Origin of the sequence: Streptomyces sp. GC420 (genome assembly GCF_009916105.1) — a bacterium.
Classification (GTDB): domain Bacteria; phylum Actinomycetota; class Actinomycetes; order Streptomycetales; family Streptomycetaceae; genus Streptomyces.
This window is the reverse complement of the sequence record NZ_JAAAXQ010000142.1, coordinates 1-18099: the sequence shown is the minus strand read 5'-3', so window position 1 is coordinate 18099 and position 18099 is coordinate 1. Positions and strand designations below refer to the sequence as shown.

The following is an 18099-nucleotide window of genomic DNA, read 5'->3' as shown; positions in this document are numbered from 1 at the left end:
GGGCAGGACGGGGAGCGACTCGGTGAGCCGGGGGTTGGGGAGCGACTCGTCCTCCTCGGAGCCGCCGAGCGAACCTGCCGCCAGGGCGCCGACGCCCAGCACGGCCACCACCGCGCCGGCCGCGACGAAGGCCCCCATCGGCCGTTTGGCGCGGCGCCGCCGGTCCGCGCGTCCGCCGTGGAAACGTGGCAGGACGGCGGTCTCGGGCTCCGCCGGGTCCTGGGCGTGTGTGAAGAGCCCGAGATCCTGCGTGGCGGGCACCGGTGCCTCAGGGCCGGGGAAGGGCGGCGCCTCGGACGGCGACCCGGGGAAGTCGACGTACGGACGCACCTGGAGCGAGCCGTAGTCGTCGACCACCGTCACCGTTTCCGCGGACCGGCATGTGCAGGACGGGCCGCCGCTGTCCGACTGGCCCGCACGACATGACGGACATCGATCTCTCACCGAACCCCCACCGTTGCTGGAACGGCAGTGATTATGCAGGCTCGGGGTCACGATCACACAACGGCCCCCGAACGGCTCGCACCCGACTCCGTGCCCGGCCCTGCGGGTCGGCCGGAGGGCGCCCGGACGGGACCCGACCCGCCCGGGAGAGGCGGAACCCGCCCGTGCGGTCCGTACGCACGGGCGGGCGGGCCGCACGGGGTCAGGGAAGCGCCACGAACGGTGCGAGGAAGGCCCTGGCGCCGGCCGTGTCGAGACGGTACGCCACATTCGTGGCATAGCACGGGGAATCGCCCGTGATGGTGGTGCCGGCCAGGATTCGCCTGCCGTCCACCTCGGCGAAGTTGGGGCCGCCCGAGTCGCCGTAACAGGCACCGCCGTTGCCCTGCGGGGCCGTCATGCCGAGCCGCAGCCAGGCGTCGTTGAGGGCCTCGAAGGTGAGCGGGGCCTTCATCCGGACACCGCCGCCGGGGTGGGTGTGCCCGCCCGGGCCCCGTACCGCCTCCTGTGTGCCGTACCCGGCGACGGTGAACTCCGTGCCGTCCAGGCCCCGCGGACCCAGGGCGTCGAACTGCCCGGCCGTCGGCAGGGTGGCCGGCGTGAACGACCAGCGGGCCTTCATGGCGGCGGCCGGGAGCTCGACGACGGAGATGTCGTGGGTGTCGGCGGCCGGTCCCGGATAGTCCGGGTGGCTGACGGCCTCCCCCTCGACGGCGACGGCCCGCGCGACGGCGGCCGGATCACCCGGGTGCGCGGCGGCGGCCGCGTCCAGACCCGCCTGCACGTCCTGGTCGAGCGAGACGTGGAACCGCACGTTGTCCGGCCAGTCGGTGGTGCAGTGCGCGGCGGTCAGGAAGGTGTCCGCGTCGATCATGGTGCCGGAGCAGACCCAGTCGACGCGGTCCGGGGTCGCGGGGTCCCCGTCGTTGTCCCATGTCGCCACCAGCGCACCGACTTCGGTGCGCTCCGGCGCGGGGGCCGCGTTGTACGAGTTGATCGCGGCGGCGGGGAGGGCGGCGCCGAGGACGAGGGCGCCGGTGGCGGAGGTGAGAGCGAGGGACCGGCGGGCGGCGGCGGCCCGTCGGAGGGAGGTGCGCTCGTGCTTGCGGTCGGACGTCAAGAAGAACCCCTGGGTGTGGGCGGGACGGGTGTTCTCCTGTGGGGGTGACCGCAGTCAAACGCCGTGAACCGTTTCCGGCAAGGGCGCGACCGGCGCCGCGCCGAAGTCCGAGGGATTTCCCTGTATGCGGGTGACTGCGGATCCCCGCGGCCGTCCTGCCGCCCGCCGGACGGGCACCGGACCCGGGGTGGAAGGCGCGACGTGCGCGGGAACGGGCGCGAGGGGCTGCGCAGCCGCCGCGCGGGAAATGCCCGAGTGCCCCGCGTACGCGGTCGGCTGATCCGGTGTCATGCCCGTTGGTGCGGAAAGCGGGCGGGAGAGGAATTCGCCTCGCCGCCGCGCGGCCGCCCCATTCCTGAAGGAAATCCCGCGCGGCGGAAGGTTTTCCCGGTATTCCCGGGAACTGCGGTCCGCCGGCGGTGTGATTCCCGGGTGGCGGCACGAATGGAAACACCGCGCGGGGGCCGAGGGGATTTCCCCCGGCCCCCGCGCGGCACCGGCGGACGGGTCAGTCGTCGAATGTGCCGGTGGTCTCCGCCTGCCAGGCGCCGTCCTTGACCTTGTAGACGGTCAGCTGCTTGTTGGTGGCGTCGCCGTACTCGTCGAACGCCACCTCGCCCATCACGCCGTCGAAGGACACGTCCTGCATGGCCCCGGTGACCTCGGCGCGGGCGTCGGAGGGCAGTTCGCCGTCCTTCACCACGGCCTTGACGGCCTGGATGATCGCCCAGGCCGCGTCGTAGGAGAAGCCGCCGTAGGCCCCGAACGACTCCTTGTAGCCGGCCGCCTTGTAGTCCTCGATGAAGGTCTTGGCGGAGGCCAGGTCCTCCACGGGGGCTCCGACGGAGGTGGCCAGGTCGCCCTCGCCCTGGGTGCCGGCGAGCTTGATGTACTCGTCGCTGTAGATGGCGTCGCCGCCGATCAGCGGTATCTCGGCGCCGGCCTTCTTCATCTGCTTGCTCAGCGGCCCGGCCACCGGGTACTCGCCGCCGTAGTAGACGACGTCCGCGCCGGAGCTCTTGATCTTGGCCGCGACGGCGCCGAAGTCCTTGGCGTCCGGGTCCACGTGCTCGGCGCCGGCGACCTTGCCGCCGAGCTTGGTGAAGTGCTCGGAGAAGGTCGCCGCCAGTCCGGCGCCGTAGGTCTTCTTGTCGTCGATGACGAAGACCTTCCTCTTCTTGACCTCGTTGTACAGGTACTCCGCGGCGAACGGCCCCTGGACGGCGTCCGTGGTGGCGGTGCGGAAGTACGACGTGAACGGCCGAGCCTTCGCACCCTTGTCCCACTTGTCGCCCTGGGTCAGGGCCGGGTTGGTGTTGATGGAGACCTCGACGAGGCGGGCGGTGTCGAACACCTTCTGCATGGACTGTGCCACGGAGGAGTTCAGCGGGCCGACGACACCGATGACGCTCTTGTCGGCGACGAGCTGCGTCGCGTTCTGCTGGCCGGAGGAGGGCTGCGCCTGGTCGTCGAGGGCCTTGACCTTGAAGGTGACACCCGGCACCTCCTTGTTCTTGTTGGCCTGCCTGACGGCGAGGTCGACCGAGTTCTTCATGCCGAGGCCGAGAGCCGAGAGCTCACCGGTCAGCGGCGCGTCGAAGCCGATGGTGACGACGGTGCCGTCGCCGGAGGCGTCGTCGGTACTGCCACTGTCCCGGGATCCGCACGCGGTGAGCGTGAGCGCTCCGGCGGCGAGTGCGGCGGTGACGGCCATGAGAGAACGGTTACGCACGATCGGTCCTTTCCAGGAAACCTGACCGCGTCAATCGGGCCGGGTTCGGCGGTTTGGCGCGGTGGCTGCGCGCGACTCTAGAGGCAATTGATCCGAATCAGCAGAGCCGATGAGGCGATGTGATTCTCTCGTTATGACGTGCATCTGCCGAAAGATTTCAATTCTTTCGTTTGTCTGACGGAAAGCGAAGGGCTTTCATACATCTGTCTGAGGGGGCCTCGGGGCGCCGGCACGGGCCCGCGGGCGAGGACCGGGTTTGACGACGGTCCTCGGGGTAGACGCTCGCCGATGTATCACGGGTGAGGGTGCGAGGCGGATGCCATGGAGCAGGCGGCGGGCGGCTGGGACCAGCAGCCGCTGGAGAGTTCACCGATGGCGGAGTTCACCGCGTACAGCGGCGACCCGCAGTGCATAGGGGAGGCGCGCCGCTTCGCGCGAGAGTTCCTGACCCGGGTGCGGGCGGTCCACGGCCCGTCCCTGTCCGACCGTGCGCTGACCACCACACAGCTGGTGGTCAGCGAGCTGGTCACCAACGCCTGCAAGTACGCCCCCGGGCCGATTCTGCTCGACCTGCGGGCCGACGCGGCCACGGTGACGGTCGCCGTGTGGGACACCGCCCCGGCGCTGCCCTCGGTGTGGGCGGCCGACCCCGGCAGGATCGGTTGCCACGGCCTGGAGACCGTCCTCGCCGCGTGCCGCAGCTTCGAGGCACGGCGCGAGCCGGTCGGCAAGCGCGTCACGGCCCGGATCGCCCTCGCCGACGACTCCACCGGCCACGCCGCCATGGGCTTCGCCCACGACCCGGCCGGCGAACTGGCCGCCCTCGGCATGCCGCTCCTCTAACGCCGTACCGAGGCCGCACGCCGTACCGAGGCCGCACGCCGTACCGAAGCACTCCCGGCGCCGCGGACCCACGTGCGCCGCGGGCGTACCGCCCCGCGGGGCGGGGCCGGGCGGCGCCGCCGCGCCGGTACGCGGGCCACGCGGCGGCTTCGGGACGTCCGCGGGGCCCATCGACGACCCGACGTGCGAGCGGCGCCGCCCCCTGAGACCGCCCCCGAGGACACCGCGCCGGGGAACCGCCCCGCGGCCGGCGGTGGCGCGCGCCGGTCGCCCTCTGGCGGACGCGCGTAGATGTGGGGCATCATCGCCGTGCTCCGCCTGCACAGCCGCCCCACAGGTCCCGGCCGCTCCGGCCCCGTACGGCCGATCACGGCCGTTCGGCCGTACGGCCCCCGGCAGGAAGGAACCACCTTGAGAATCCGCTCCGTCCTCACCGCGCTCGCCCTTGTCCTCGGAGCCCTCTTCGCCCCCGGTCTCGGGGTCCTGAGCAGCGCGACCGACGCCTTCGCCGCCACGAAGATCAGCCACGCCACCGCCACGTCGATGTTCCGCGACGTGGGCATCACGTGGTCGTCGTCCGGCAACTGCTCCGACCGCAACAACCCGACGTGCACCTCGTTCGAGCAGCTCAACCTGACCAGCGCACAGGGCGCCCAGACGCTGAAGCGGGCGAGCGGCTGCGCGCTCAACATCACCGGCGGCACGGAGACCGGCCACTCGAGCGGGACCTACTCGCACTGGAACGGGTACAAGCTCGACTACAGCAAGTACACCTGTGTCGGGAACTACATCAAGAACACCTTCACGTACATCGGCGTGCGCGGTGACGGCGCTCCGCAGTGGCAGTCCGGGTCCGGCAACATCTACGCGGACGAGGGCAACCACTGGGACGTGACGTACTACAACTGCGGCGGCTGCTGAAGCCGCCGGGCCCCGGCGCCCGGCGCCCCCGTTTCCGCGGGCGCGCCGGGCCTGGGCCGTGCCGGGTCAGGCCCGGGAGTGCGGGGACCGCCGCGGGGCTCGGATGGCGAGCACCGCCAGGTCGTCGTGGCCGTCGCTCGGGTGCCGCTCCGCCAGCACGCGGCACAATTCGTCGAGCGGCAGACCGGCATGTTCCGCGGCGAGCGCGGCCAGCGCGTCCAGCCCGGTCTCCAGGGAATGGCGGCGGTGCTCCACGAGCCCGTCGGTGAACAGCACCACCGTGGCCCCCGGGGGCAGCGGATAGACGTGGTCGGGCCTGGCCAGCGCGGTGTCCACCCCGAGCGGCACACCGGGCTCCGCATGCAGGTAGGCGGGCTCGGCGCCGGGCGCCAGAACGAGCGGTGGGGGGTGACCGGCCGTGCTCCACCGCAGGACCCAGGCGTCGTCCGCCGGCTCGATCCGGGCGAGACACGCCGTGGTCACCGGGTTCTCGGTGATCGCGTGCAGGGTGCGGTCGAGCTGGGTGAGAACCGAACTGGGCGGCGTGCGCCGGTCGAAGAGCAGGGCGCGCAGCATGTTGCGGGTCTGTGCCATCGCCGCCGCGGCGGTCAGGTCGTGTCCGACGACATCGCCGATGATGGCGGCCGCCGCTCCGTCGGACAGGAGAAGCGCGTCGTACCAGTCGCCGCCGACCTGGCCCGCGTGCAGCTCGCGCTCGGTGGACGGGCGGTACTCCGCCGCCGCCTCGAAGGGACCGAGGGAGGGGAGCCGGGGCAGGAGCATGCGCTGGAACCGTTCGGCGTCGGCCCGGGTCTGCTGGAACAGCCGGGCGTTCTCGATGGCCACGCCGGCGGCACCCGCCAGGGCGACGACGACTGCCTCGTCGTGGGCGTCGAACGGCTTGCCGTCCTTGCGGTCGCACAGGTAGAGGTTGCCGTAGATGTGGCTGCGCACGCTGATGGCCACTCCGAGGAGCGTGCGCATCGGCGGGTGCCCCTCGGGGAAGCCCGCCGACTCGGGGTGCGAGGCGATGTCCTCGACCCGCAGCGGCGCCGGCTGGTGGATGAGGTGCCCCAGCAGGCCGCGGCCGTGGGGGAGTTCGATGCCGGCCAGGGCCTCGTACTCCTCGTCGTCCAGCCCGACGGGGATGAACTCGGACAGGCCCTCACCGGACTCGTCCAGCACGCCGAGTGCCCCGTAGCGAGCCCCCACCAGGTCCATGGCCGTCGTGACGAGCCGGTGCAGCACCACCGGCAGTTCGAGATCGCGGCTCACGGCCAGAACGGCGTCCAGCAGGGCCTGCATGCTCCTCTGTGCGCGGGCCAGCTCCTGGAGCTGCTCGGCGATCCGGTCCAGTTCCGTCCGGTACGCGGGACCGGGCAGGGACACGGGTGGCCGCTGACCCCTCTCGTCCACTGCTGCTTTCCCCTCACTCTTGCGCGGGCCGCCCCGCCGCCATCGACCGGTGGCCGGCGACACACAGATCATTTCATGCCGGGTGGCCGGGCGCCCGGAACCCCCACCCGCGCCAGGGAGCATGCTCCGGGCGGCGGCACCGGGGACCCGTGCCCAAGGGCCCCGGGCCCGCGGGCACCAAGGATCGGGTACCCAGGGCCGGGTACCCAGGACCCACCCGGAACCGGATCCAGGCACTGGGGCACAGCACCCGGGTACGCGTACTCATGTGCGGGTGCGGTGCGGGCGGCGAGGATGGGGCACGTCACTCGACCCGTACCCGGAGGAACCGGCCGTGCTCAGCGCTCTCGCCCACACACTCGTCCCCGTCCTGGCGCGGCTGCGGGTCACCGCGGACGACGAAGCCGTCGTGGCCCCGGGCAGCATTATCGCGGCCAACCACACCTCCCTCGTCGACCCGGGAGTCGTCCTGGTCGCGCTGCGCCGCCTCGGGATCGAACCGGTGATCCTCGCCACCGCGGGACTGTGGAAGATCCCGCTGCTCGGCCGTGCGCTCGCCCGCGAGGGACACATCCCCGTGCACCGCGGCACCGTGCGGGCCGCCGACGCTCTCGATGCGTCCCGTGCCGTCCTCGCCGCCGGGCGGACGGTCCTGCTCTACCCGGAAGGTGGGATACCCCGCCGCCCGGACTCCGGCGAACGCGAGCCGGGACCCTTCCGTACCGGCCTGGCCCGTCTGGCGCTGGCCACCGGGGCGCCGGTGGTGCCGCTCGGCCAGGCCGGGGCACGCCGCGTCTCCTCCGGCCCGAGACTCAAGCAGGCCGCGGGGCTCCTGACGGCTCCGGTGCGCAGGCCCGACCTGCATGTGCACCTCGGCCGGCCACTGCTCCTGACGGGCGACCTCGCCCAGGCCACCGAGCAGGCGCGCACCGCCGTCCGCCGGGCATGGCATGCGGCGGCCCACCGCGGGGCGGTGTCCGGAGAACCGATCGCGTAGGCGCCGCGCCCCGACGGGCGGCGTGCCCGTACCGTGCCCAGTGACCCATGACGGTCACGACCGGCGGACGCGGCACGAGGAACTCCTCGCCGCCCCGACCGGTTTCCGAGCCGCCGCGTGCCCCGCGTCCCGCACGCCCCCGGAGGAATCCCCGCCCCGGGGCCGGGACCCGGCCCCGGGGCGGGGATTCCTCCGGGGGCCGGCCCGCGTCCCGGGTCACCGGGCGGGGGCCGGCGGACCGTCCGTGTCGTCGATCTCGAAGTCGAGGCGGTCGGTGACGTCCACGACGCCGTCGACGCTCTCGCACAGGCGTACCGTGACGGGGATGAGGCTCCGGCGTGGCACGGTGCCGCTCAGTGTCACCCGCCCGTCCGCGACCCGGGCGTCGACCGCGGCCGGGTCCAGGCCGAGGGTCCGGGTCAGCACATCGGCCGTGATCTCCTCCTGGATCGCCGGGTCGCGCCGAAGGAACACACGCATGAGGTCACCACGGCTGACGATGCCGACCAGCCGGCCGGTGTCGTCGACGACCGGCAGCCGTTTCACGCGGTCGTGTGCCATCGCGCGGGCCGCCTCGACCACCGACCACTGCGGCCGCGCGGTGACGGCCGGGCCGGTCATCAGCTCCCCGGCGGTCAGCGCCCGGGCCTTGGCGCGGTCGGCGGGCTCCAGATACGCGGCGGTCCGGTGGCCGCCCGGGTCCCGGCGGCTCTCCTGCTTGCGCAACAGGTCGGCCTCGGACACCACGCCGACCGGTCGGTCCTGGTCGTCGACGACCGGAACCGCCGTGATGCCGTGCTCCGCGAGGTGGATCGCCACGTCCTTGAAGCCCGTGTCACGCCGCACGCGCACGACTGCCGTCGTCATGAGCTCTCCGACCGTTCGATGCCGCATGTCACCGCTCCTTTCCCGGGCACCGGCCGTGCGGGTGGTCCTCACTCCACTCTCCGCCCCCGTGCCCGCGGCCGCACCGCCCGCGGTAGTGCGGACGGACGGCGGCCCTGCCCGTTCGGCCCTGTGCCGGGAGCCGGGCGGAAGCCTTTACTGAGAGGTGGGAGAAGCGGCGGCGAGCACGTTTCCCCGGTTCCGCGCCGGTCCCCGGGCGGAACCGGCGGGACGGCCGCCCCGCGTACGTCGAACAGTCGAGCAGGGGAGCGGGTGCGGTGAGGGCGACCTTCGTTCTTGGACGGATAGCCGGGGTCCGGATCGGTGTGCACTGGAGCGTGCTGTTCATCTTCGGCCTCATCGCGCTCGGACTGGCCGAGGGCCGGCTCCCCGAGGTGTATCCCGACCGTGCCTGGCCGGTGTACTGGGTGGCCGGGATCGTCGCAGCCCTGATCTTCTTCGCCTCCCTCCTGGCGCACGAACTCGCGCACGCCGTGGTGGCGCGGCGCAACGGCGTCGAGGTGGACGACATCGTCCTGTGGCTGCTGGGCGGCGCGGCCCGGCTGAAGTCCGAGGCGTCCGGACCGGGCGCGGAGCTGAGGATCGCGGGGGTGGGCCCGCTGGTCAGCCTCCTCCTGGGCGGGTTCTTCGGCCTGGGTGTCTGGGTGCTCGACCTGATGTCCGCCCCCCTGATCGCGGTGGAGACGGTGGCATGGCTGGCGGGTATCAACCTCCTGCTGGCCGTCTTCAACGCGGTGCCCGCCGCACCGCTCGACGGCGGACGCCTGCTGCGCGCGTTCCTCTGGTGGCGTACGGGGGACCGGCTGCGGGCTACGGAGGGCGCGACCGCCGCGGGGCGGGCCTTCGGTTGGCTGCTCGTGGTGCTGGGACTGGTCGCGTTCATGCGCAGCGGCACCTTCGGCGGCCTGTGGATCGCCCTGATCGGCTGGTTCCTCATCTCGGCCGCGACGGCCGAGGGGCGGCAGGCGCAACTGCGCGGGGTGCTCGCCGGTGTTCCGGTACGTGACGCGATGACGCCGGAGCCGATCGCGGTTCCCGCAGGCCGCACGGTCGCGGCCTTCCTCGACGATCCCCGCTACCGCTACCGGCATTCGGCGTTCCCGGTGACCGGCGAGGACGGGGCCCCGGTCGGGCTGCTGACCTTCGACGGCGCGAGGAAGGTGCCGGGGGAGCGGGCTCACGCCGTGACGGTGGGGGAAGTGATGGTGCCGCTGTCGCGGACCACGGTCGTGGCACCGGACGCACCGCTGGCGGATCTGCTGCCTCGGATGGAACCGGGCGCGGAGCACCGGGTGCTGGTCGTGGACGACGGCAGGCTCGCCGGGATCGTCTCGCTGTCGGACGTGAGCCGTACGGTGTCGTGGCTCATGAGCGACTCCCGCGGGTACCAGGGCCGTCCCTGACCGAGCCGCCGGCCCTCGGAGCCGCCGGCCGTGTCCGGTCTGCCGACCGTCTCCGGCCGCTGTCCCCGACCGAGCCGCTGTCCCCGACCGAGCCGCCGGCCGTGACCGCGCGCCCGGCCGTGACCGCGCGCCCGGACCGCGCCCGTGCCTCCCCGTCACCGGCCCTCGTACAGACGGTCCGGACCGACCAGCACCACGTCCCCGTCGGCCTCGGCCCGGCGCAGCGCCGGAGTGAAGCCCATGCCGCCGTAACAGGCGGGCCGGACGTGGCCGACGTCCTCTCCACGGGCGGCGAGCAGGGCGAGAAGCTGCCGAAGCCGCTCCAGATGCGGCAGGTCCATGACCTCGTTCCAGCGCGCGAGCCCGACCGACATCAGCGCCCCGGAGCGGGAGCCGAGCCGCCCGCGCACGACGACCTCGGCCTCAAGACCGGACTGGTGCGCCGGGTGGGGCAGTGAGCCGTGGGACGCCACGGCGGGACGGCCGCCGAAGGTCTCCGGCCCGGCGAAGTCCATCGCCCAGTCACGGCAGATCTGCGCGAAGTGGGGACCCACCACCGTGGAGTCGAACGCGGGGCGTGCGCGCCTCCAGGTGTCGGCGGCGTCCTGCCGGTCCAGTGCCGAGCGGTGCGGCCAGATCACCGCGTGCTCGAAGGCGAGCAGCGGCTCGGCGATGTGCAGCCGGGTCACATGCGGCCGGAAGGCGTCGGGCTCCCCGTGCAGCAGTCCGCTCTCCCGCAGCAGCGCGAGGCAGCGGGAGGCGTCGGTGAGCTGGGCGCCGAGGCACTCGGCGACCTCGCCGTGCGTCGAACAGCCCAGTGCGACGGCGGCGAGCGCGGAGTGGAACAGCGCCCGGTCCCAGTGGTCGGTCTCCTCCTGGAGCAACTGATGCGCCTCGCGGAACAGGGGCGTACGGGGGTTGAGGACCGTTCTGCACACCCAGGCGTCGAAGTCGTCGGGACCGCCCGGGGCGTCGCCGCCGACGTAGTCCCGCCGGTACGCGGGCGTTCCGCCCACGACGGCGTGGACCAGTACCGCGAGACGGGGATCGTCGATGCCCCAGAAGCGCGCTGCCTGCCGGAAGTCCAGCGGGCGCACCGTCAGTTCCAGGTCGGCCAGTTCGTGCAGCGGCGATGCGGTGCCGAACAGCCGGCGCATCACCGGCAGGGCGCTGCCGCTCAGCACCAGGCGCGAGCGGTTCTCCCGCCCCGTGGCGCGCAGGCGGCGCAACGCTCGCTGGATCACTGAGGGCAGCGACGGGCTCTGCCGAACCAGGTCGGGGAACTCGTCGATGACGACGGGCAGTACCCGGCCGTCGCCCAGTGACAGCAGGGCGTCGACGGCCTCCTCCCAGGACTGCCGGTGAGCCGGCGGCGAAGCGCCCGTGAACTGGGCGAGCTCATCGCCGAGGCGGCGCAGCGACTCCGCCTCGGCCGCCGGCTGGGCACCGAAGTAGAATCCGCCCAAGGCGCCGGTGAGCGCCTCCAGCAGGTACGTCTTGCCCTGCCGCAGCCGTCCCGACACGACGCCGAGGCCCGCCCCGGGCCGGGTGTCGCAGGAGAAGGCGACGAGTGCGTTCCATTCGGCGTCGCGGTCGAAGACGGTCTCCGGCTTCGCTGGGCGAGGGCCATCTGATGGCGACACGGCCGCTCCCATCGTTCGGCGTCGTTCGGCAGCGCTCCAGCTACCAGTACACCGTCGAACGCGGGGCGTCGCGACACGCGACCCGGGCCGGCGCCGGCCCGGGTCGCGTGGGCGAGTGCCGAGCGGAGCGGGACCGCCCGCCCGAGGCCGCCCGCCCGAGGCCGCCCAACCCGGCGGGCGGCGATGCGTCAGGAAGAGACGTGACCGTGCGGGGTCTGCTCGTCCCTGAACTCGAGATGGGCCTCGGGGCCGGGGAAGAAGACGGTCTCACGGTCGTCCTCGATCCACCGCACGACGTACGGCGGGGTGCCGTCAGGGTGTTCCAGTCGCACGATCTGTCCCCGGCGGCGGTGCCCGCCGAGGTGTAGCGACTCCACAACGATCCAGTCTCCGACGTGGGCGCGCATGAGGTGCTCCCTTCAGTCGCCGCTCGGCGGTCTCCCCGTGCCCGAGGGGCGTCTCCCGAGGCGGAGACCGCACGTCCAGTCCTGAGCCTACGCGTCTCCTTTCCGCCCGACGGCGGTCCGGCGGGCCGCCCCACGGGCGGGGCGGGAGTGGGGAACGGCCGCCGAACGGCGTGCGTCGGCCACAGCCAATAGCATGGAGCGCAGCGGCAGGGACGGCGAAGTGCCCGCGCAGGCGGGCTTCGCGTGCGAGCCGCGCGATCGGCCGGCTGCCTCTTGCGGCCCGCGCCGTTTTCGAGAATCTCCTGACCATTCCGGGCATCGGTGCCGAGCACCGCCCCGCGCCGCGTGCGGCACCGGTTGAAACGCAGGCAGGAGCGCCCGGACAGACCGGAAGGGAAAACCCATGTCCGCCACACGCCCGCCGGACTTCGAGCACGCCATCCACACCGCGAACATCTGGCTCAAAGCCGTTTCCGACTCCCTGGGCACCGATGACCGGCACCTCGCGCACCGTATTCTGCGCACCTGGTTCCACACGCTCCGCGACCGGCTCACCGTGGACGTGGCCGCGCACTTCGCGGCGCAGTTGCCGGAACTGCTGCGCGGTGTCTACTACGACGGCTGGGACCCCAGCGTCGTGCCGATCAAATACGACCGCGAGGCTTATGTGAACCGGTTCGTCCATGAAGCCAAGGTCAACGCCGAGGACGTCCCCCGGATCGCCTCCTCGGTCACGTCCGCCGTGCGCAAGCAGGTCTCGCCCGGGCATCTCGAGGCGGCGGTGGACCAGCTTCCGCACGACATCCGCGCTCTGCTGCTGCAGACGACCACCTGACGGTGCCGGCCGGGGGCAGGCCGGTCCGGTCCGGGAGGGCCTGGGCCACCCCGGTACCTCCCGGCGTCACCTCCGGCATCTCTCGCCCCCGACGGTGTCGGCGCGGACGGCCCGCAGCATTTCGTCCGGTCGTATGCCGTCCAGTCGGCCAGCGGTTCCAGCAGTGGATAGAACACCCGGCCTGGTCACGGGCTCCGACGAGCCCGTCCGTGCAGAGCAGCAGGTTCCCGGCCGGAGTCCGGCGGTGACGACGGGCTCCGGCTCCTGCTCGCACAGCTCGCACAGTCCCTTGCCCTGGACGTCCCCGACGAGTACGCGAAGATCGCCCCTCACCTCCGCGACCGCGTGCACGTCCCCGCCGAACAGTGACTCCTCGTCTTCCGGGACGTACAGCGAGGCGATCCTCAGGGAGCCGATGCGCCGCGGCGGTCCGCGGCGGCGGAATGCGCTGCGTGACCCCGGTGACCCAGCACGACTGGGCCGGCCGGCGCTCGCGGCGCTGCCGTACGGAGCCGGCGCCCACGGCGGCGGCGCCCAGCAGAACCAGCGTGGCCAGCCGCACGGGAAAGACGGCGGCATCCCGTTGCAGGTTGACACCCGCCGAGGCGATGACACAGGCGAGTGTCACACCGATCATCGTCACCGCACCGGCAGGCGGCGGTCAGAACACGGAGGCCGGCGGTGGCGCGGCCGCCATGAGCGGACCGAAGGACCGACGGCGGGGTGAGGGCGAGGACGCAGCACGACTCCGCTCGTGTCCTCCGGCCATGGGCCAAGTCAGCCGCGCGGACGGCGCGACCGCAGTCCGGGCGGTGACCGCACCGCGCGGGCCGGCCGCGGTGTCACGAAGGGCGTCAGGACAGTAGGCGAGCAGCACATCAAATTTCCGTACTTATCAGGCATACTGGCTGGAAGTGGCGCACCGGCGCACGGCGAGGAAGTGATCGCGTGATGGTCGTCTGGGACGAGATCGGCGATCTCGTCGACGCTCACGAGCGGTTTCTCGCGGGCGAGCGGACCGAGAACATCGGGGAGATCGTCAGGACCCCGATCCTGACCTCCTGGCGGCGCTGCAAGTCCCTGGGGCTCGCGCCCGACCAGGTGCCCCTCGCCCATGAGGACCCGGACCTGGACGGACGGCTGCTCCGCGCCTCCGCCCCGGTCCTCGACCTGCTGACGACCGCGCTGGGCGTGGCGCCGGTGAGCGTGATCCTCGCCGACTCGGAGGCGCGTGTCCTCTCGCGGCTGGGCGGTGACGGGCAGCTGAACAGATACCTGGACGCCGTGCAGATCGTCCCGGGATTCGCCTTCCCCGAGCACAGCGCGGGCACGAACGCCGTCGGCACCGCTCTGGCCGAGCGGCGCCCCTTGTACGTCCTGGGCCGCGAGCACTTCGCGGACTGCATGTCGCCCCTGGGGTGCGCCGGCGCCCCCGTCCGCGATCCGCTGAGCGGCCGCGTCGAGGGCGTGCTCGACCTCACCTGCTTCCGCCCCGAGTCATCGCCCGCGATGCTGACCCTCGTGCGCAGGGCCGCCTCCGAGATCGAGCGGCGGCTCCTCGAACAGTCGTCGCGGCGCGAGCGCGAACTGCTCGCCGCCTTCCTGCGGTCCCGCCCCGAGGGCGCGGGGCAGGAGGGTGGGGGGCCTCTCGGTGCCTGCCCGGCCCGCCCTGCCCGGCCGGTCGCGGCGGACGGCGGGATCGACCGCATCGACCAGGCGATCCTTCGCGAGAAGGCCGAGGAACTGATCGCGACACCGCTGCGGGCACCCACCGAGGTGCCGATCTCCCGGGGCCGGGTGGCGGTGCTGGTCTGCCGAGAGGTACGGGCGCCCTCCGGCGAGTGCGGGATCGTCGTGGAGGCCGCCATACTCTCCGGCTCCCCGCGTCTGCGGATACCGGTGCCGGCCGCCTCGGCTCCGGCGCCGACCACCCCGGCTCGCTCTCCGGCTCCGGCGCCGGAGCTGTCCGGCGCGGGCGTACGGGGCGCCCCGCAGCGGCTGGTGCGGAAGGCTGCCCGGGGTCTGCCGGGAGACGCCGTGACCCCGCACGCACCCCCGGCGGGACGGGAGAAGGGCCTGGAGGCGGTGCCGAGGACGGGCGGCGGCAACGGGCGGGGAACGACGGGGCACACCACCGCGCCGCTGCCGCCCCGGCGGAAGTCCTCCGGCCGCCCGGCGGCCGGAGGTGCGGCCGCGTCCGTGGCCGAGGCGCTCGACAAGGCCGTCCGCACCCTCTCGGGCCCGGTGTCCCCCGAGATCGGTGCGCGCCTCACCGACCAGGCGGGCGGGACCCAGGCCGGCCTGCTGCTCGTGGGTGAGCCGGGGGTCGGGCGGCTCGCCCTGCTGGCCAGGCAGCGGCTTGAACTGCTGTACGACGCCAGCGTGCGGATCGGGCGGACCCTCGATGTGACCCGTACGGCTGAGGAGCTGACGGAGACCGTCCTGTCGCGCTTCGCGGACTTCGTCGCCGTCGACCTTCCCGACTCCGTCCTGCGCGGAGAGGAGCCCACCGACTTCGAACAGGGCCTGCGCAGGATCGCCCTGGGCGCCGTCCGAGAGGGCTCGCACCTGTACGGCGTGGGCGAGGAGGTGCGCTGGCTGCCGATGACCCCGCAGGCCCGATGCCTGGAGAGCGGGGCGCCGGTGCTCGAACCGGACCTGAGCCGGGCGGCCGGCTGGATGGCCAACGATCCCGCGCGCAGCCGCAAGGTCGTCGAGTCCGGGGTCCACTCCCTGATCGCCGTGCCGATGCGGGCCCGCGGCGTCATCCTCGGTGTGGTCAGCTTCTACCGCGCCGACCGGCCCGGTGCCTTCGAGGAGGACGACCTCTGGCTCGCCGACGAACTGGTCGGCAGGGCCGCGGTCTGCATCGACAACGCCCGCCGCTACACCCGCGAGCACACCGCCGCCCTCGCGCTGCAGCGCAGCCTGCTCCCGCGCGACCTGCCCCGCCAGACCGCCGTCGAGGTCGCGCACCGCTACCTGCCCGCCCAGGCCAAGGTGGGCGGAGACTGGTTCGACATCATCCCGCTGTCCGGCGCCCGTGTCGCACTCGTCGTCGGCGACGTCGTCGGACACGGAGTGCACGCCGCCGCGACCATGGGGCAACTGCGCACCGCCGTACAGAACTTCTCCGCGCTCGACCTGCCCCCCGAGGACCTGCTGGCGCACCTCGACGATCTCGTCGGGCGCATGGACGCCGACAGCGGCGGGAACGACGGGGTCATCGGCGCCACCTGTCTGTACGCCGTGTACGACCCGGTCTCCCGGCGCTGCGCGTTCGGGCGGGCCGGCCACCCGCCGCCCGCGCTGGTGCTGCCCGACGGCCGCGTCGACTTCCTCGACGTTCCCGCCGGCCAGCCTCTCGGTCTCGGCGGACTGCCCTTCGAACCGTACGAGGTCGACGTACCCGAAGGCAGCCAGATCGTCCTCTACACCGACGGACTCGTCGAGGACCGCTGCCAGGACATCGACTCCGGTCTCGACCTGCTGCGCCGTACACTCGCCGCCGCCGCGCCGGGCGAGCGCTCGCCCGAGGAGACCTGCGAAGCCGTCCTGGCCGCGCGGCTTACCGGCCACCCCGGCGACGACGTGGCGCTGCTCGTCGCCCGCACCCGGGCCCTGCCCGCCGAGCAGACGGCGCACTGGCAGGTGCCCGCCGACCCCGCTCTCGTCTCGCAGCTCCGCTCGGCTGTCACCTCCCACATGGAGAAGTGGGACCTGTCCGAGCAGGCGCCCGTCACGGAACTGATCGTCAGCGAACTCGTCACCAACGCCATGCGGCACGGCAGTGCCCCGATCCACCTGCGGCTGCTCCGCGACCAGGCGCTGATCTGCGAGGTCTCGGACGGCAGCAGCACCTCACCGCGCCTGCGGCGCGCGTGCACGACGGACGAGGGCGGCCGCGGTCTCTTCCTCGTGGCCCAGCTCGCCGAGCGCTGGGGCACGCGCTACACGCCCGGCGGCAAGGTGATCTGGACCGAGCAGACGCTGCCCCCGGAGCACCGTCACACCTGAGCGCTCCGCCGGCCGTCCTGCGCGCCACCCGCGCCACCCGCGCCACCGACGGGCGCGGCGTGGCCGATCGCCGTCCGGCCGCGGTTCCGCGGGGCGCCGCCGGACGGCACTGAGCGTCGCCGGGCCCTTTCAGACGCGCCCGGTCCCGCGGCCGCCCCGTTCCGACCCGCCCGGTCCCGCCGCCGGCCTCATGCCGAGTGCGGCACCCAGCCTCACGCCGGTGCCGATCCGGTTCCGTTCTGGCGGCCTCCGTGTCCGGCGCCCGCCGGCCGGGGCCCCGGCCGGCCGTGACCGTCCCCGGACCCGGCGGGCCGTCCGGCGTCCGCCGGGACGCACGCCGACGGGCCCAAACCGCCCGCACTGTAGGCGCTTTGAGGGAACCCTCTGGCCATCCGGGTGAATCCCCGGCGTGTCACCTCGTCATCGTCACTCCTCGGGTACGTATCCCCTGGTTCCAGTGACCCCGCGTGACAGGGCATCAGTCCGGTTCGCCGCGGCCGTCCACTGGCGAGCCGAAATCCCACGGGCCATTCGAACGAGGAGGACTCTTGTCCCGTCGCCGTCTCAGATTCTCGCTCTCCGCGCTGCCCGCGCTGTTCGTACTCGTCGGCAGCACACTCATCGGCGCACTCCCCGCCCAGGCCGACACGGAGTCGGACACCAAGGCGAGTGCCGCACACCGCGCCGCGTCCACCGCTCCCGCGGACCCGAAGCCCGGCAACGGCCCGGATCCGTCGTTCGGAGGCGGTGGCGGCCCCCGTACCTGCGCCAGCGTGCCGTTCACCGACCCCGCCTACTTCTGCGGTGACCCCAGGCTCGGTCCGCGCCGACTGCCCACCAGGGGAGTGCTCGGCGCGATCCTCTTCGGCTACGACCGGCTCGGCGGACAGACTCCCGCCGCGTTCCTCGCGACCTGGTGGGACGACTCGGCAGGGACGTGGAAGCGCCCGCCGAACGACGGCTTCGACGACGACGCCAACGGCAACCCGATCCGCGTCAACGTGGTCCTGGACCCGGGACAGAAGATCGACCGCTTCGGAAGCGAGGCCGGCACCTTCCTGTCGCCGGCCGGCACGCCTTACGAGCAGCGCTCCATCCCGCCGCAGAACCTCAACACCTACACCCCGGACCACCCGTACAACTACTACGCCTACAAGGTCCTGAAGCCGATCACGGTCCAGGCGGGCCCCGCCGCACCCTTCTACGGCCAGCCGGGCCAGGGTCTTCAGTACGTGACCTCCCAGAGTGTCACAAGCCTGCTCGCCGGCGGCTACCTCAAGCGCCTGAACTAGACGAGTCATTCCGATGTGATCAGTGGTCGTAGGCGATCAGGATCGCATGACCGGCTGTCCGGTCTTGTGGTTGTGCCAGATCGCCGCGGCCAGCGCGAGGACGCGCTGAGCGACGCGGACGGC

At 73.0% G+C, this 18099-nt stretch carries 13 protein-coding genes and 2 pseudogenes; 7 read left to right on the top strand and 8 right to left on the bottom strand.

Annotated elements, in window-relative coordinates:
- The 3 genes and pseudogenes from GUY61_RS18865 to GUY61_RS18855 form a co-directional block, all read right to left on the bottom strand.
- Positions 1-363: pseudogene (locus GUY61_RS18865) on the bottom strand (hypothetical protein); the annotation flags it as partial.
- A 283-nt stretch (positions 364-646) separates the two neighbouring features.
- Entirely contained in the window at positions 647-1564 is a 918-nt protein-coding gene (locus GUY61_RS18860; protein WP_166631367.1) for a trypsin-like serine protease, read from the bottom strand.
- Between the two features lie 508 nt (positions 1565-2072).
- A complete protein-coding gene (locus tag GUY61_RS18855; protein WP_166631366.1) occupies positions 2073-3296 on the bottom strand; it encodes a branched-chain amino acid ABC transporter substrate-binding protein in 1224 nt (407 codons plus the stop codon).
- 321 nt (positions 3297-3617) lie between these two features.
- Between GUY61_RS18855 and GUY61_RS18850 the strand changes: the two genes are divergently transcribed.
- Positions 3618-4139, top strand: coding sequence for an ATP-binding protein (locus GUY61_RS18850; protein ID WP_166631365.1), 522 nt, complete (start codon positions 3618-3620; stop codon positions 4137-4139).
- A 411-nt stretch (positions 4140-4550) separates the two neighbouring features.
- Positions 4551-5060, top strand: coding sequence for a hypothetical protein (locus GUY61_RS18845; RefSeq protein WP_166631364.1), 510 nt, complete (start codon positions 4551-4553; stop codon positions 5058-5060).
- Positions 5061-5126: 66 nt separating this feature from the next.
- Here GUY61_RS18845 and GUY61_RS18840 read toward each other — a convergent pair whose 3' ends face one another.
- On the bottom strand, positions 5127-6476 hold the full coding sequence (locus GUY61_RS18840) for a SpoIIE family protein phosphatase (RefSeq protein ID WP_313896735.1): 1350 nt from the start codon (positions 6474-6476) through the stop codon (positions 5127-5129).
- A 334-nt stretch (positions 6477-6810) separates the two neighbouring features.
- On the opposite strand from GUY61_RS18840, the gene GUY61_RS18835 reads away from it, so the two are divergent.
- A complete protein-coding gene (locus GUY61_RS18835; RefSeq protein ID WP_166631363.1) occupies positions 6811-7473 on the top strand; it encodes a 1-acyl-sn-glycerol-3-phosphate acyltransferase in 663 nt (220 codons plus the stop codon).
- Positions 7474-7689: 216 nt separating this feature from the next.
- Here GUY61_RS18835 and GUY61_RS18830 read toward each other — a convergent pair whose 3' ends face one another.
- Positions 7690-8367: a CBS domain-containing protein gene (locus tag GUY61_RS18830; protein WP_166631362.1), complete on the bottom strand. Its 678-nt coding sequence runs from the start codon at positions 8365-8367 to the stop codon at positions 7690-7692.
- 269 nt (positions 8368-8636) lie between these two features.
- On the opposite strand from GUY61_RS18830, the gene GUY61_RS18825 reads away from it, so the two are divergent.
- Positions 8637-9782, top strand: a complete 1146-nt coding sequence (locus GUY61_RS18825; RefSeq protein WP_166631361.1) for a site-2 protease family protein — start codon at positions 8637-8639, stop codon at positions 9780-9782.
- Between the two features lie 155 nt (positions 9783-9937).
- Here GUY61_RS18825 and GUY61_RS18820 read toward each other — a convergent pair whose 3' ends face one another.
- A complete protein-coding gene (locus tag GUY61_RS18820; protein ID WP_313896734.1) occupies positions 9938-11425 on the bottom strand; it encodes an ArsR family transcriptional regulator in 1488 nt (495 codons plus the stop codon).
- Positions 11426-11613: 188 nt separating this feature from the next.
- On the bottom strand, positions 11614-11832 hold the full coding sequence (locus GUY61_RS18815) for a DUF1918 domain-containing protein (protein WP_166631359.1): 219 nt from the start codon (positions 11830-11832) through the stop codon (positions 11614-11616).
- 403 nt (positions 11833-12235) lie between these two features.
- Here GUY61_RS18815 and GUY61_RS18810 point away from each other — a divergent pair, with 403 nt between their 5' ends.
- The 3 genes from GUY61_RS18810 (at position 12236) to GUY61_RS18800 (ending at position 17976) form a co-directional block, all read left to right on the top strand.
- On the top strand, positions 12236-12667 hold the full coding sequence (locus GUY61_RS18810; protein WP_166631358.1) for a DUF2267 domain-containing protein: 432 nt from the start codon (positions 12236-12238) through the stop codon (positions 12665-12667).
- 951 nt (positions 12668-13618) lie between these two features.
- The gene (locus GUY61_RS18805) at positions 13619-16684 is read left to right on the top strand and encodes a SpoIIE family protein phosphatase (RefSeq protein ID WP_166631368.1); all 3066 of its coding nucleotides are present in this window, start codon (positions 13619-13621) and stop codon (positions 16682-16684) included.
- Between the two features lie 548 nt (positions 16685-17232).
- Positions 17233-17976 (top strand): TNT domain-containing protein, encoded by a 744-nt coding sequence (locus GUY61_RS18800; RefSeq protein ID WP_166631357.1) that lies wholly within the window; start codon positions 17233-17235, stop codon positions 17974-17976.
- Between the two features lie 19 nt (positions 17977-17995).
- Here the strand turns inward: GUY61_RS18800 and GUY61_RS41880 are convergent.
- A pseudogene (locus GUY61_RS41880) lies at positions 17996-18099 on the bottom strand (IS982 family transposase); the annotation flags it as partial.